The following is a 14,167-nucleotide window of genomic DNA, read 5'->3' on the forward strand; positions in this document are numbered from 1 at the left end:
AGCTCACTCAGGCTGGGCTGGAGAATATGATGCCTGCTTACGTTATTCAGTTTACTTGCCAAATATAGAGCATGTAATGCGCAACAGTAACACTGACATTCACGACACCATGTTTTAAATCTTTCTCAAAAGCAAAAAGGGGTTACCTTTCGGTAACCCCTCTTCATTTTTGGCGGAAGCGTAGAGATTCGAACTCTAGAACCCTTTCGGGTCGCCGGTTTTCAAGACCGGTGCCTTCAACCGCTCGGCCACGCTTCCAATGAGGCGCACTATAAACATCCCGAACGGACCTGTAAAGCATCAATGTGTTCGTTTGCCTGAAAAACAGCCAAAATGTTGTTAATCGACTGAAATAACAACAAATTGACCATTTATTCAGCACGAATACCGGCTATAGCGCTTAATGTTTTTTGATATACATATCTTTGGTGTAGTAATTTCCCCGGTTATCCGGCGCAAATCCCCCCACCCACGGCTTCACCAGATGCGTACGGACATAGTGGTAAACCGGAATCGCGGGCACATCCTCACCTAAAAGGTCTTCAGCCTGCTGATAGTATTTGCCGCGTTCTTCCAGTGAACTTGCTTTTGCCGCATTACGCATCGCTTCATCAAAGGCGGGGTTACTGTACTTGGTGGTGTTCTCGCTATCACCGGTCCGGAAGATATTGAGGAAACTTGAAGCATCATCATAGTCGGCTATCCACGCATAGCGCACGACGTCAAAATTACCGGTGTGCATAGTGTCCAGCATGGTTTTCCATTCCTGGTTTTGCAGCTTCGCCTCGACGCCAAGGTTTTTCTTCCACATCGACGATGCGGCAATCGCAATACGCTGGTGCGTTTCGAAGGTGTTGTAGAGCAGATTTAAGCTAAGCGGATGCTCAGAACCAAAACCGGCTTCAGCCAGCAGTTTTTTGGCTTCAGCAATACGTTTTTCGAGCGGCCATGACGAATACTCCGGCGCATGCAGTTTCACCCCACCTATTTCCGGCTGGCTGATAACCCACGCTGCTCGCTGCCCCTGCCCCATCACCTTTTGCGCAATGATGTCTTTATCCAACGCCATATTCAGCGCCCGGCGCACGCGCGGATCATTAAACGGCGCGCGGGTTGTATTGAACTGATAGTAATACGTTGAAAGCTGAGGCGAGACATGCAGTTCATCCCCCATTGTTTTTTTCAGTTGCGCGAACTGGTTAACCGGTACGCTATACACAATGTCGATTTCACCGGCCTTATAGCGATTTACGTCAGCTGACTCTGAGCTAATAGGCAAATAAGTAACTTTATTAATAACCGTATGCCGATCGTCCCAGTAATGTGGGTTACGCTCGGCAACGATGCGCTCATTAACCACCCACTGCGATAATTTGTACGGCCCGCTGCTGACAAAATGCTCTGGCCGGGTCCACTTATCGCCAAAACGACCTATCAACACTTTATCCAGCGGGACCAGAGATGGATGCGCCAGCATCGCCAGAAACGCCGCCGTCGGTTGCGTCAGGGTAATTTCCAGCGTGGTATCATCCAGGGCTTTGACTCCCAGCGTGGCGGGATCTTTTTTCCCCTGGGCAATATCAACCGCGTTCGCAACGTGCATGTTGCCCAGATACGAAGCATAAGGTGAAGCCGTTTGCGGCGAAACCAGACGCTGCCAGCTCCAGACGACATCCTGTGCGGTAATAGCAGATCCATCTGACCAGGTTATGCCCGGGCGTAAATGGAAGGTCCAGACAGTGTTGCCTTTATTCTCCCAGGACGAGGCTAGACGGGGTTCGATAGACCCATCCTGCTTGACAGCAACCAGACCGTCGAACATATCGCTGATTAAATTAAACTCAACGTTGCTTTCAACTTTATGCGGATCCAGCGATGCCGGCTCACTGCCGTTGTTTCTGACCAGTTCCTGTTTTTCTGCCAGTAGTGTTCCTGCGGGAACATTTGCCGCCCTCGCCGCGCCGTTTATAGACATCAAACAGACAGCCAACAGCGTAAACGTCAATATCTTCGATTTATGTTGAATCATTCCCTTTACCTTATTGCTCTGTTTTATGTAGACACCGCTGTCACTGTCAGAGAGATTCAGGAATAACGCAATATTTTTCAGTTACCTGGTAGATAGCGATCTGACATTTTTGCACATACAGTGCTAACATCTAGTTCGGGAACTTTTGTTGAAATAATATGCTTAAGTCTGGCGGGCTAAAATGCGTAAAGATGGGTAAAACCGCTGTGTCATTCCCCTTGATTTCATTATCCTCCATCATTAATTACATCTGTCATAAGAGAGTGACTCATGGATCGTATTATTAGTTCTTCGCGCGAGCGTACATCGCTACTCAGCACGCATAAGGTGCTGCGCAATACCTATTTCCTGCTCAGCCTGACGCTGGCGTTTTCAGCGATCACTGCGACCGCCAGTACCGTACTGATGTTACCTTCTCCGGGACTTATCCTGACGCTGGTGGGTATGTATGGTCTGATGTTCCTGACCTACAAAACGGCGGATAAACCGGTTGGTATTCTGTCAGCTTTCGCCTTCACTGGCTTCCTGGGCTACATCTTGGGACCGATGCTGAATACATACCTGTCCGCAGGCATGGGTGATGTTATCGCCATGGCGCTGGGCGGTACGGCGCTGGTCTTCTTCAGCTGCTCGGCCTATGTGCTGACCACGCGTAAAGATATGTCCTTCCTCGGCGGTATGCTGATGGCGGGTGTTGTAGTGGTGTTGATTGGTATGGTTGCCAATATCTTCCTGCAACTGCCAGCATTACATCTGGCAATCAGCGCGGTGTTCATTCTGATTTCTTCAGGCGCAATCCTGTTTGAAACCAGCAATATCATCCGCGGCGGTGAAACCAACTATATTCGTGCCACCGTTAGCCTGTATGTTTCGCTGTACAACATCTTCGTCAGCCTGCTGAGTATTCTGGGCTTCGCCAGCCGCGATTAAGATGTCCACACGCATTATCCAGCCCCGCTTATGCGGGGCTTTCTTTTTTGGTAAACTGCCGCCAGTTTGACTAACGCAGTGACGAATTATGTTGATCTTTGAAGGTAAAGAAATCAGTACCGATAGCGAAGGCTATCTGAAAGATACCACGCTGTGGAGCGAGGCGCTGGCGGAGAGAATCGCCGAAAACGAAGGCATTACGCTCTCCGCGGAACACTGGGAAGTGGTGCGTTTTGTCCGCGAGTTTTATCTGGAGTTTAATACCTCCCCCGCTATCCGCATGCTGGTAAAAGCAATGGCCAACAAGTTTGGCGAAGAGAAAGGCAACAGCCGTTATCTCTACCGCCTGTTCCCGAAAGGTCCGGCCAAGCAGGCGACTAAAATTGCCGGCCTGCCGAAACCGGTGAAATGTATTTAATAGCGGATACTAAATCCCTTTAGCTCGTCGCCAGGACGATGTGGTTCACTAAGAACCCGGTCAACCCTGGCGCTGCTCGGCCCCCCGGCTTTCAACCACTTCATCAGTTGTTCTACCCGGTCGCTTTCACCACAGGCGACAACCTCTACGCTGCCGTCATCCATATTCTTCGCGTAGCCGGTCAACCCCAGCCGTTGTGCTTCATGCTGGGTGGTGTAGCGAAATCCTACCCCCTGAACCCGGCCATAGACCCAGGCGATTATGCAGACTTTCGACATTGCGGTTCTCCTTATTAACGTATATGAAGGAACAGGTACCGAGGCCTCATCGCACCTGTTTCGGCAGACATCCGTAATGCTGGCGAAATCTTGCAGTAAATCGTGAACCTGACAGATAGCCACAGCGTAACGCTATTTCGCCAATCGGCAGCGTGGTCGACTGTAGTTGAGAGAGCGCACAGGACATTCGCACCTCCTCGACTATCTGCCGGTAACTCTGCGATTCCATCTGTAATCGTCTGCGTAACGTCGAGGTACTGATAGACAGGTGACCAGCAATCTCCTGAGCTGTCCATAGCTTAGCAGGGGATAACATAATTAGTTGTCGCACCTGTTCAGTAAGATTAAACCGTCGCTCGATAAGCAGAGGCCCCGCCACACCATCATGCAGTAGCGCCAGCAATAATCCCATCGCCTGATGCTCCTGCAATTTTGCAGGTAAGTCCTGGCGTACTGCATCCAGCAAGCTTTCCCACATAAAAGCCAGTCCGTTGCTCATTGGCGTACATAGCGACGTCAATTTTGCCGGAGGGAAATCCTCGACCCAGTTATTTTTAAACGCGGTAATGATGCTCGTCGATAGCAACAACAAATCCGAGCGAAATGCCCCCTGTTCCGGCTGATTAATAATCTCCAGAGTCGTATTCGCCGGGATGATAATCAGCTCACCCGGTCCTGCAACCAGACGATTTTCATCCTGAATAATGACCTTACTTCCCTGCGTAATATGGCAAATAGCAGCAGAAAACAGTTTAACCCGATGCAAGTGGTGCAGATGGCCGGAACGCACCTCAGCGGTGGTAAGGTTGTTATGGCGAAAATGTACATCCTGCACCAGAGTATCCTCTTTATTTTCTTGCGTAAGTGGCGGTTAAATCAGCTTTAGCAATCACGTGGCTGTTCAGCATAAAACCGACTAGGGCACCGCTGGCGTTACTGTCAATTGGCAACTCGTCTGTATTTAACGCCCACACGGTAAACTGATAGCGATGAGGTTTATCGCCCGGCGGTGGACAGGCGCCACCGAATCCAGCATAACCGAAATCATTGCGTCCCTGAACTGCTCCAGCGGGTAACTTATCCATGCTGGCCCCGCCAGGAAGAGTGTGGATCTGAGCAGGAATATTTACGACGGTCCAGTGCCACCAGCCGCTTCCCGTTGGCGCATCAGGATCAAACAGCGTAATGGCAAAACTTTTGGCATCAACTGGCGGATTTTGCCAGCTCAGTTGTGGGGAGATATTGTCGCCACTGCAGCCAAATCCCTTAAACACCTGTTTTTGCGTTAACTTCAGGTTAGCGGGTATGTCGGTGCTGTTGAGGCGAAACGTCGAGGCGGCAGAGGTATTAAAACTCAACGCAACAATGGCGGCGGTAGCCAGAAAGTAGACAGCTTTCATTGCATTTCCTTTTTCTGATTAAGAAATAGCAATGTAAACGGTGGGCATAAAAGAAACTGTGCCTCTGTGATAGAGTTTTGTGCCGAAACGCTCAACGCCATACCCTGATGATTGACCTCACCATCTGTGCTACTCTACGCGCCATTTTATTTTAATGGTTTCAGGTTGGTAGTTTACTCCAGCCCGCGTCACTGTTTGTGAGAGGTTGCTCCGCATGACTGAATCTACAATTCCACATTATCCTCGTTTAGTGTTAGCCAAAGGGCGCGAAAAATCATTACTGCGCCGCCATCCGTGGGTATTTTCCGGTGCTGTCGCACGTATGGAAGGTAAAGCCAACCTCGGTGAAACCATCGATATTGTTGACCATCAGGGTAAATGGTTAGCACGCGGCGCGTACTCACCCGCGTCGCAGATCCGTGCACGCGTCTGGACATTCGACAAGTCTGAGTCCATCGATATTGATTTCTTCACCCGTCGTCTGCAGCAGGCGCAGACATGGCGTGACTGGCTGGCGAAAAAAGACGGTCTGGACAGTTACCGTCTGATCGCCGGAGAATCCGATGGCCTGCCGGGCATCACCATTGACCGCTTCGGCAACTTCCTGGTGTTGCAGTTGCTCAGCGCGGGGGCTGAATACCAACGCGCCGCGCTGATTAGCGCTCTGCAAATTGTTTTCCCGGACTGCGCCATTTATGACCGTAGCGATGTGGCCGTACGTAAAAAAGAAGGTATGGAGCTGACTCAAGGGCCAGTAACGGGTGAGCTTCCGCCAGCCCTGCTGCCAATTGAAGAGCACGGAATGAAGCTGCTGGTTGATATTCAGCATGGTCACAAAACCGGCTATTACCTCGATCAACGCGACAGCCGCCTGGCCACGCGTCGTTATGTGGAAAATCAGCGTGTGCTGAACTGTTTCTCTTATACCGGCGGCTTTGCGGTCTCAGCATTAATGGGCGGATGCCGTCAGGTCGTCAGCGTTGACACCTCTCAGGAAGCGCTCGATATTGCCCGCCAGAACGTGGAACTGAACAAGCTGGATCTGAGCAAAGCTGAGTTCGTGCGTGATGATGTGTTCAAACTTCTGCGTGCTTATCGCGATCGTGGTGAGAAATTCGACGTCATCGTGATGGATCCGCCGAAATTTGTCGAAAACAAAAGCCAGTTGATGGGTGCCTGCCGCGGCTATAAGGACATCAATATGCTGGCTATTCAGTTGCTCAATCCGGGCGGTGTGCTGCTGACTTTCTCCTGCTCTGGGCTAATGACCACCGATTTATTTCAGAAAATCATCGCTGATGCCGCAATAGATGCTGGTCGTGATGTACAATTTATAGAGCAGTTCCGTCAGGCCGCCGATCACCCGGTGATCGCTACCTACCCGGAAGGGCTGTATCTGAAAGGGTTTGCCTGTCGCATCATGTAACTTGAAAAGTGGAATATTACCCTTACATAAAGGGTATCTATTTCCCGGGAGGTGACTATGATTGCCAGCAAATTCGGTATCGGCCAGCAGGTCCGCCATTCCCTGTTAGGTTACCTCGGAGTGGTCGTGGATATCGACCCGGAATATTCGCTTGATCAACCGTCAGCCGATGAGTTGGCGGTTAACGACGAACTTCGCGCCGCTCCCTGGTATCACGTGGTGATGGAAGACGATAATGGTCTGCCAGTGCATACGTATCTGGCCGAAGCACAACTGAGTCGTGAACTACAGGAAGAACATCCGGAGCAACCGTCGATGGATGAACTGGCGCGAACAATTCGAAAACAGCTTCAGGCCCCGCGCCTGCGCAATTGATGCTAACACAGGCCCGATGGCGATTCGCTAATCGGGCCTGTGCGTTTTGTTCGGCTACAGATCAGCCTTACTTCGCCAGTCCCAGCCGCGGGATCTCAATCGCCGGGCAGCGATCCATCACCACCGTCATCCCTGCATCGCGAGCCAGCACGGCTGCCTGCTCGTTAATCACGCCGAGCTGCATCCATAGGGTCTTCGCTCCGATGGCAATTGCCTCCTGAGCAACACCCCACGCCGCTTCAGAATTACGGAAGACATCTACCATATCCACTTTCTCTGGCACATCTGCCAGCGTCGCATAGCCCTGCTGCCCCAGCAGCGTTTTTCCGGCAACCTTCGGTGAAACAGGAATAACGTGATAGCCCTGATCGAGTAAATATTTCATCACCCGATAGCTTGGACGATCGGGTTTATCGCTTGCCCCCACCAGCGCAATCGTACGGGTCGTTGTCAAAATGCCAGCAATATCGGTCTCTTTCATCGTTTTCCTCCAGGCTGTTTAGCAAAGTGTACGACAAACCTGACTTTGCAACCATTCATCCCATACTGGCGCATGAGAGCTAAACTCAAAAATATGTCTATATGTTAGTAAACATGATTATCGAAAAATTTTGATACATCTTATAGAGATATTTTCTGGACAGGAGAAACCTATGAAAGCCGGCATTGTGACAGCCTTGATTGCCCTATGTTTGCCGGTAACCGTTTTTGCTACCTCTTTACGTCTGTCTAATGATATTGACCTTCTGGTACTGGACGGAAAAAAAGTCTCCAGCTCATTACTGCGTGGTGCCGACAGTATTGAGCTGGAAAATGGTCGGCACCAGCTCGTGTTTCGCGTAGAAAAAACCATTCGCCTGTCCAGCCACGAAGAACGTCTGTATATTTCGCCTCCGTTGGTCATCAGCTTTGATACCCAACTCGTCAGTCAGGTTAATTTCCACCTCCCACGTCTGAGCAACGAGCGGGATGCAACGCATTTTGATGATGCCCCGCGCGTAGAACTGCTGGATGGGGACTCCATGCCTATACCGGTTAAGCTGGATATTCTGTCAATCACGTCCACCGCAAAAATCGTAGATTATGAAATGGAAACAGAGCGCTATAACAAAGCGGCTAAGCATGCGTCTTTACCGCAATTTGCCACAATGATGGCCGATGACAGTTCGCTGCTTTCCGGGGTGTCAGAATTGGATCGCGTGCCGCCTCAGTCGCAAACACTGACCGAGCAGCGCTTAAAATATTGGTTTCAACAGGCTGACGCACAAACGCGAAGTAACTTCTTACAATGGGCGGAGAAACAACCCCCATCGTGACATTTATGTTCGTATACGCATTTTTTTGTCTTTCTCTTGCAGCGTCAAGTGCTTCCAGTACTCTGTAACAAGGTTAACTTGGGAGCTGTACTATGGAATTAACGACTCGCACATTGCCAGCGCAGAAACATATTGCGTTGGTCGCACACGATCACTGCAAAAAGATGTTGATGAGCTGGGTTGAACGCCACCAGCCATTACTGGAAAAACACGTTCTGTATGCTACAGGAACAACAGGAAACTTAATTCAACGCGCGACAGGAATGGACGTCAACGCCATGCTGAGCGGCCCGATGGGGGGTGACCAGCAGGTGGGTGCGCTGATTTCAGAAGGGAAAATTGATGTGCTGATTTTCTTCTGGGATCCGCTCAACGCCGTTCCCCACGATCCTGATGTTAAAGCCCTGCTACGTCTGGCCACAGTCTGGAACATTCCCGTCGCCACCAACGTGTCAACGGCTGATTTTATTATCCAGTCGCCAAACTTCAACGACGCAACAGATATCTTGATCCCGGATTACGCCCGTTATCTGGCAGAACGCCTCAAATAAACGCTAAGCAGGCGGTAATTGCCGCCTGCTTTTCAGGGTTTCCGGGTCACCGGAACGTCTAATTGCTTAAGCTCATCAACAAAGCATGATGGCGCGTCTTTGCTAAACAGTAGCCATACCCGATGCCGCGCACGCGTTAGCGCCACATACAGCAACCGTCTCTCTTCTGCATCAGGAAAATCTTCAACAGCCGGAAGTAACGCCTCTTCCATAATCGACTCGCGAGCCGGAGCCGGGAAACCGTCATTCCCTTCATGAAGTCCCATAACAATGACGTAATCCGCCTGCTGCCCTTTGCTGGCATGAATAGTCATAAAATCCAGCTGCAACTTGGGCCAGCGGGTGGCCGCTTTGTCCAGGCTGGCAGGTTTGAGATGATGATATCGCGCCAGCACCAGAATTCTCTCTTCGGCTTTTACAAAACCCGACAGCTTATCCAGCAACAGATCTAACTGGCTTTCGTCGAGCAACGTGACGGCTTTTTTATCACCGGTCGCCAGACTGTTCAGCGGTTTTGTGAGCTGGTGTGGGTTTTGCTGGATAAACTGGTTTGCGACTTCGCCGATACGGCTATTAAAACGGTAAGTCGTATCCAGATTACAGCTATCGCCCTCGCCGAAGTTTTGCTGGAATGCGGTTGTCAGAGAAAGCTGTGCCCCGCTGAACCGGTAAATTGCCTGCCAGTCATCTCCCACGGCAAACAGCGTAGTCTGCGAGTTTTGCTTACGCAAGGCGGCTAGCAGAGCGGCGCGCTGAGGGGAAATATCCTGAAATTCATCGACCAGAATATGTTTCCACGGACTGATAAACCGCCCCTTCTCCAGAATGACAATAGCCTGATGGATCAACCCGGAGAAATCGACGGCATTCTCATCCTTCAGGGCACTCTTCCATGCCTTGAGCAGCGGCGCCATTAGCTTTATGCGTTTACTGAACAGATCACGGATCTCCTCCGGAGCATTAGCAATCATCTCCGCCTGTGCTCCGCCATGCATACGCATCAAACTAACCCAGCGATCCAACCGGGAAGCCAGACGGCGCTGTAATTTTTCGTCATCCCAGAAGTTACCTTCGGGTACAGACCACTGCATTTCTTCTTCTAACCATTGTCGCCAGCCTTTAGCCTGAGCCTTTTTCTCACTGCACTGCTGACGCCAGGTTGTTATAAAGAGTTTGTTGCGCGCGATAGCATCATTTTCAAGCTTGCTCACCGTTGGAACTTTTTTGCTACCTTGCGAAATAATGTGCAACGCGAGTGAATGGAACGTCCGTGCGGTGACCTCATCCGTATGCAGACGCTCACGGATGCGGTCATCCATCTCCTGGGCTGCTTTGCGTCCAAACGCCAGCAACAGGATCTGTTCTGGTGCAGCTTCTCCTCGTGCAAGCAACCAACCAGCCCGGGCAACCAACACAGATGTTTTACCGCTTCCAGCACCAGCAAGTACCAACAATGATTGCTCACCATTCACCACCGCGCGCGCCTGAGCAGGGTTCAACGGCGAAGATTCAATATGCTGGAAAAACTCGGCATACTCTTCCAGCATTGCATCGGTGTACGCCTGATTGTGCTGTAAGCGACAGGCTTCAATGTCTTTCAACCATGCCTGGCATTGACGTAACGCCTCCCGGCAATTTTCAAATTCCTCCAGCCGATTAACCGGGAGCGGTAACGCGGCAAAGGCACGGCGAATCTGCTGCTGCAGCCCTGACGTTTGTTCGCGCGTCAGCCATTTACTTTCACTAGTACGCGCCGCTATCGCATCCAACTGCTGCTGTAAAACCCCCGCAGCAACGTCACTCATTTCCTGGCTCCACTGTTGCCAGAGCGCATTCAAATGATGATGGAAGCGCTGGGTTTCCGCCCACTCTGTACCGTGAAGACGAACCACCTTCTCATCCGGGAGTACAAACTCCAGCTCGCCCCATACCAGGCCGCGTTTGCAATGAATAGCCAGTAACTGATTGAAGGGAATAAGATACTCGTGACGATCGCCGGAAACTTTAATCCCGGCATTGAGAATAACGGCCCGATCGTAAGGGTGTTGTGCCAGACGTTTTCCAAGAGAAGTTGCTTTCAGTTCCATAAGACTCAAGCGGATCCACACGAAGAGGTTTGCTTATCAGTGTAACCGCCAGAGAAAACGTGCTCCAGCCCAAAAAAACGTTACAATTGCCGAATTCACAGAAAACCAGAGTTAACCGAGGGTTTATGCGTACTGTTCTGAATATTTTAAATTTTGTGCTTGGGGGGTTCGCCACTACCTTGGCCTGGTTACTGGCAACGCTGGTCAGTGTCGTGCTTATTTTTACTTTACCCTTGACCCGTTCATGCTGGGAGATAACCCGACTTTCGCTGTTTCCCTATGGTAACGAAGCGATTCATGTCGATGAACTGAATCCGGCCGGTAAAAGCGTCCTGTTAAATACCGGCGGCACCGTGCTCAATATTTTCTGGCTGATTTTCTTCGGCTGGTGGTTGTGCCTGATGCACATCATCTCTGGTATTGCCCAGTGCATAACGATTATTGGTATTCCGGTTGGCATTGCGAACTTTAAAATCGCTGCCATTGCGCTCTGGCCGGTGGGTCGCCGGGTGGTTTCAGTAGAAGTTGCCCGTGCAGCGCGTGAAGCCAATGCACGTCGTCGTTTTGAATAATCAGGACCGATGGCCTTTATGTTAAGTCCTCTGCTCAAACGCTATACCTGGAACAGCACATGGCTGTACTACGTGCGGATTTTTATCGCGCTATGCGGCACAACGGCGCTACCCTGGTGGCTGGGTGACGTCAAGCTGACTATCCCACTCACGCTAGGTATGGTCGCTGCCGCACTTACCGATCTGGACGATCGTCTCGCAGGACGATTGCGCAATTTAATCATCACACTGGTGTGCTTTTTTATTGCCTCAGCCTCCGTTGAACTGCTCTTCCCATGGCCATGGCTGTTTGCTATTGGGTTAACGCTTTCCACCAGCGGCTTTATTCTGCTGGGGGGATTAGGCCAGCGCTATGCAACTATTGCTTTTGGTGCATTGCTGATCGCCATTTACACGATGCTGGGCACCTCGCTTTACGATCAGTGGTATCAACAACCCATCCTGCTGCTCGCTGGCGCTATCTGGTATAACCTGCTGACGCTCACCGGTCATCTTCTGTTCCCCATCCGCCCCTTACAGGACAATCTTGCACGCAGCTACGAACAGTTAGCGCACTACCTGGAACTGAAATCGCGTCTTTTTGACCCCGACATAGAAGATGAAAGCCAGGCACCGTTGTATGATTTAGCTCTCGCGAATGGCCAACTGATGGCAACGCTGAATCAGACTAAAGTGTCGCTGTTGACGCGCCTGCGCGGTGACCGTGGACAACGAGGAACACGTCGCACGCTACATTACTATTTTGTGGCGCAGGATATTCATGAACGCGCAAGCTCTTCACACATTCAGTATCAAACGCTACGCGATCATTTCCGTCACAGCGATGTGATGTTCCGTTTCCAGCGGTTGATGTCGATGCAAGGGCAAGCCTGTTCACAATTATCTCGCTGTATTTTATTGCGCACGCCTTACCAGCACGATCCGCACTTTGAGCGCGCCTTCACCCATATAGATGCCGCACTTGAGCGCATGCGTGCCAGTGGTGAACCTGCCGACCTGCTCAATACGCTGGGTTTTTTACTGTCAAACCTACGGGCAATCGACGCGCAGCTTGCTACCATAGAGTCTGAACAGGCTCAGGTACTCTCGCGCAATGAGTCTGAAAATCAGCTTGCCGATGACAGTCCCCATGGATTCAGTGATATCTGGTTACGTCTGAGCCGTAATTTCACCCCTGAGTCTGCTCTGTTTCGCCATGCCGTTCGCATGTCGTTAGTGCTCTGTGTTGGTTACGCCATTATCCAGATAACCGGCATGAATCACGGATACTGGATCTTGCTGACCAGCCTGTTTGTCTGTCAGCCAAACTACAACGCCACCCGACATCGCCTGGCGCTCAGGATTATCGGCACGTTGGTTGGGATTGCCATTGGTTTACCGATCCTGTGGTTTGTGCCCTCTCTCGAAGGGCAACTGATACTCCTGGTGATCACTGGTGTACTGTTTTTTGCCTTTCGCAACGTCCAGTATGCTCACGCCACCATGTTTATCACGCTGCTGGTGTTACTGTGCTTTAACCTGCTCGGCGAAGGCTTTGAGGTTGCGCTGCCGCGTGTCATCGATACGCTAATTGGCTGTGCTATCGCCTGGGCTGCTGTCAGTTTCATCTGGCCAGACTGGCGTTTTCGTAACCTACCACGGGTAATTGAACGGGCGACTGACGCTAACTGCCGCTACCTTGATGCTATTCTCGAGCAATATCATCAGGGCCGTGATAATCGTCTGGCCTACCGTATCGCTCGCCGTGATGCGCATAATCGTGATGCTGAACTCGCCTCCGTGGTATCAAACATGTCAAGCGAGCCGGATGTCACGGCCCAAACCCGCGAAACGGCGTTCCGTTTACTGTGTCTCAACCATACGTTTACCAGCTATATTTCTGCGCTGGGCGCACATCGCGAACAACTGACCAATCCAGACGTTTTGGCATTGCTGGATGACGCTGTTTGCTATGTTGATGATGCCCTTCACCATCAACCCGCTGACGAGCAGCGTGTATATCAGGCGTTAGAAGGGCTGAAGCAGCGAATTCAGCACCTGGAACCACGCCCGGACAGTAAAGAGCCGCTGGTCGTTCAGCAAGTTGGGCTATTGATCGCCCTGCTCCCAGAGATCCGGCGATTACAGCAGCAAATTGACGTGCTGCCGTCTAATACCCCGGCTCCGGCGTAAGAGAACTTACCCACTCAACCAGCTCCTGGCGACGCGTCGCCGGGAGCGCGGCTTCATGTATCCCCTCTACCGCGCCTTCAAGGGCATAGAGTACTTTTACCGTCAGAGCCGGGTTATTTTGCCGAAGTTTCAGCCAGCACATTTGTGCCCCCAACGATCGCATGGTCCCCTCATCTTTAATTCCAGCTTCATTCAACAGAGTCTCCAGATGAAACGTCATATTCGGCAATTCCCGCAGACGATGCTGGGCAAAGCGACTCTGTTTTTCCTTAACCGCTGCATCCAACGAATATCGCGATAGCGACACCAGCTGCTGCTGGTTTTGCCACAGGGCATCGTTCACCTGGTAATAATTAAGTACAAGAGGACGTCCGCGCTTAATAAATGTCAGCCAGACAGGAGAATTTTGTACACAATACTGGGCGCTCTGCTCACAGGCGCGAAGATACAGCTCACCATTAGCGACCATGGCAAAGACCGTATCGCCAACCGTCAGACTGTAGCCACCAAACAGTGAGCGATAGTGAATTGTCCCCAGAGAAGCCAGATATTCCTGCGATTTATAGATCCTTGCATAAGAAAGCTCTTTCATAAAAATCCTTTTTAAATCATA

Annotated in this window: 15 protein-coding genes and 1 tRNA gene; 8 read left to right on the forward strand and 8 right to left on the reverse strand. The window is 51.0% G+C overall.

Translation table 11 applies throughout. The annotated features are described in order from the left end of the window. Positions 1-170 precede the first annotated feature (170 nt). Both OGX96_RS20930 and OGX96_RS20935 read right to left on the reverse strand, forming a co-directional pair. Positions 171-258: transfer RNA gene (locus tag OGX96_RS20930), tRNA-Ser, on the reverse strand. A 142-nt stretch (positions 259-400) separates the two neighbouring features. Next, positions 401-2,029: an ABC transporter substrate-binding protein gene (locus OGX96_RS20935; protein WP_198801983.1), complete on the reverse strand. Its 1,629-nt coding sequence runs from the start codon at positions 2,027-2,029 to the stop codon at positions 401-403. Between the two features lie 270 nt (positions 2,030-2,299). Between OGX96_RS20935 and yccA the strand changes: the two genes are divergently transcribed. Together yccA and tusE are read left to right on the forward strand one after the other, a co-directional pair. Next, positions 2,300-2,959, forward strand: a complete 660-nt coding sequence (gene yccA, locus OGX96_RS20940) for an FtsH protease modulator YccA (RefSeq protein ID WP_008784297.1) — start codon at positions 2,300-2,302, stop codon at positions 2,957-2,959. 88 nt (positions 2,960-3,047) lie between these two features. After that, a complete protein-coding gene (gene tusE, locus OGX96_RS20945; RefSeq protein WP_008784296.1) occupies positions 3,048-3,377 on the forward strand; it encodes a sulfurtransferase TusE in 330 nt (109 codons plus the stop codon). Here tusE and yccX read toward each other — a convergent pair. The 3 genes from yccX to OGX96_RS20960 are packed head-to-tail and all read right to left on the reverse strand — an operon-like array spanning position 3,374 to position 5,055. Next, positions 3,374-3,655, reverse strand: coding sequence for an acylphosphatase (gene yccX, locus OGX96_RS20950; RefSeq protein ID WP_020996508.1), 282 nt, complete (start codon positions 3,653-3,655; stop codon positions 3,374-3,376). The two genes, tusE and yccX, sit on opposite strands and share 4 nt — an antisense overlap. 46 nt (positions 3,656-3,701) lie before the next feature. Next, the gene (locus OGX96_RS20955; protein ID WP_103014510.1) at positions 3,702-4,490 is read right to left on the reverse strand and encodes an AraC family transcriptional regulator; all 789 of its coding nucleotides are present in this window, start codon (positions 4,488-4,490) and stop codon (positions 3,702-3,704) included. 13 nt (positions 4,491-4,503) lie between these two features. Continuing rightward, positions 4,504-5,055 carry a YbhB/YbcL family Raf kinase inhibitor-like protein gene (locus OGX96_RS20960; protein ID WP_198801982.1) on the reverse strand — a complete coding sequence of 184 codons (552 nt, stop codon included), beginning with the start codon at positions 5,053-5,055 and terminating at the stop codon, positions 4,504-4,506. 214 nt (positions 5,056-5,269) lie between these two features. On the opposite strand from OGX96_RS20960, the gene rlmI reads away from it, so the two are divergent. Together rlmI and hspQ are read left to right on the forward strand one after the other, a co-directional pair. Beyond that, positions 5,270-6,481 carry a 23S rRNA (cytosine(1962)-C(5))-methyltransferase RlmI gene (rlmI, locus tag OGX96_RS20965; protein ID WP_048227015.1) on the forward strand — a complete coding sequence of 404 codons (1,212 nt, stop codon included), beginning with the start codon at positions 5,270-5,272 and terminating at the stop codon, positions 6,479-6,481. A 57-nt stretch (positions 6,482-6,538) separates the two neighbouring features. Further along, positions 6,539-6,856, forward strand: a complete 318-nt coding sequence (hspQ, locus tag OGX96_RS20970) for a heat shock protein HspQ (RefSeq protein WP_198801981.1) — start codon at positions 6,539-6,541, stop codon at positions 6,854-6,856. A gap of 67 nt (positions 6,857-6,923) precedes the next feature. Here hspQ and OGX96_RS20975 read toward each other — a convergent pair whose 3' ends face one another. Continuing rightward, complete coding sequence (locus OGX96_RS20975) at positions 6,924-7,337, reverse strand: CoA-binding protein (RefSeq protein ID WP_032942909.1); 414 nt, start codon at positions 7,335-7,337, stop codon at positions 6,924-6,926. Positions 7,338-7,509: 172 nt separating this feature from the next. Between OGX96_RS20975 and csgI the strand changes: the two genes are divergently transcribed. Both csgI and mgsA read left to right on the forward strand, forming a co-directional pair. Beyond that, a complete protein-coding gene (gene csgI, locus OGX96_RS20980; RefSeq protein ID WP_016149882.1) occupies positions 7,510-8,172 on the forward strand; it encodes a curli synthesis inhibitor in 663 nt (220 codons plus the stop codon). 92 nt (positions 8,173-8,264) lie between these two features. Continuing rightward, positions 8,265-8,723 (forward strand): methylglyoxal synthase, encoded by a 459-nt coding sequence (mgsA, locus tag OGX96_RS20985; protein WP_003035897.1) that lies wholly within the window; start codon positions 8,265-8,267, stop codon positions 8,721-8,723. A 32-nt stretch (positions 8,724-8,755) separates the two neighbouring features. Here the strand turns inward: mgsA and helD are convergent, their stop codons facing one another. After that, positions 8,756-10,810, reverse strand: a complete 2,055-nt coding sequence (gene helD, locus OGX96_RS20990) for a DNA helicase IV (RefSeq protein WP_198801980.1) — start codon at positions 10,808-10,810, stop codon at positions 8,756-8,758. 125 nt (positions 10,811-10,935) lie between these two features. On the opposite strand from helD, the gene OGX96_RS20995 reads away from it, so the two are divergent. Further along, a complete protein-coding gene (locus tag OGX96_RS20995; protein WP_003831998.1) occupies positions 10,936-11,382 on the forward strand; it encodes a YccF domain-containing protein in 447 nt (148 codons plus the stop codon). An 18-nt stretch (positions 11,383-11,400) separates the two neighbouring features. Continuing rightward, on the forward strand, positions 11,401-13,554 hold the full coding sequence (gene yccS / locus OGX96_RS21000; RefSeq protein WP_048236463.1) for a YccS family putative transporter: 2,154 nt from the start codon (positions 11,401-11,403) through the stop codon (positions 13,552-13,554). On the opposite strand, the gene OGX96_RS21005 is transcribed toward yccS, so the two are convergent. Continuing rightward, positions 13,532-14,146 (reverse strand): TfoX/Sxy family DNA transformation protein, encoded by a 615-nt coding sequence (locus OGX96_RS21005; protein ID WP_198801979.1) that lies wholly within the window; start codon positions 14,144-14,146, stop codon positions 13,532-13,534. The genes yccS and OGX96_RS21005 overlap by 23 nt on opposite strands. Positions 14,147-14,167 lie beyond the last annotated feature (21 nt).

The sequence above is a fragment of the Citrobacter sp. Cpo100 genome, assembly GCF_030332595.1.
Lineage (GTDB): Bacteria > Pseudomonadota > Gammaproteobacteria > Enterobacterales > Enterobacteriaceae > Citrobacter > Citrobacter portucalensis.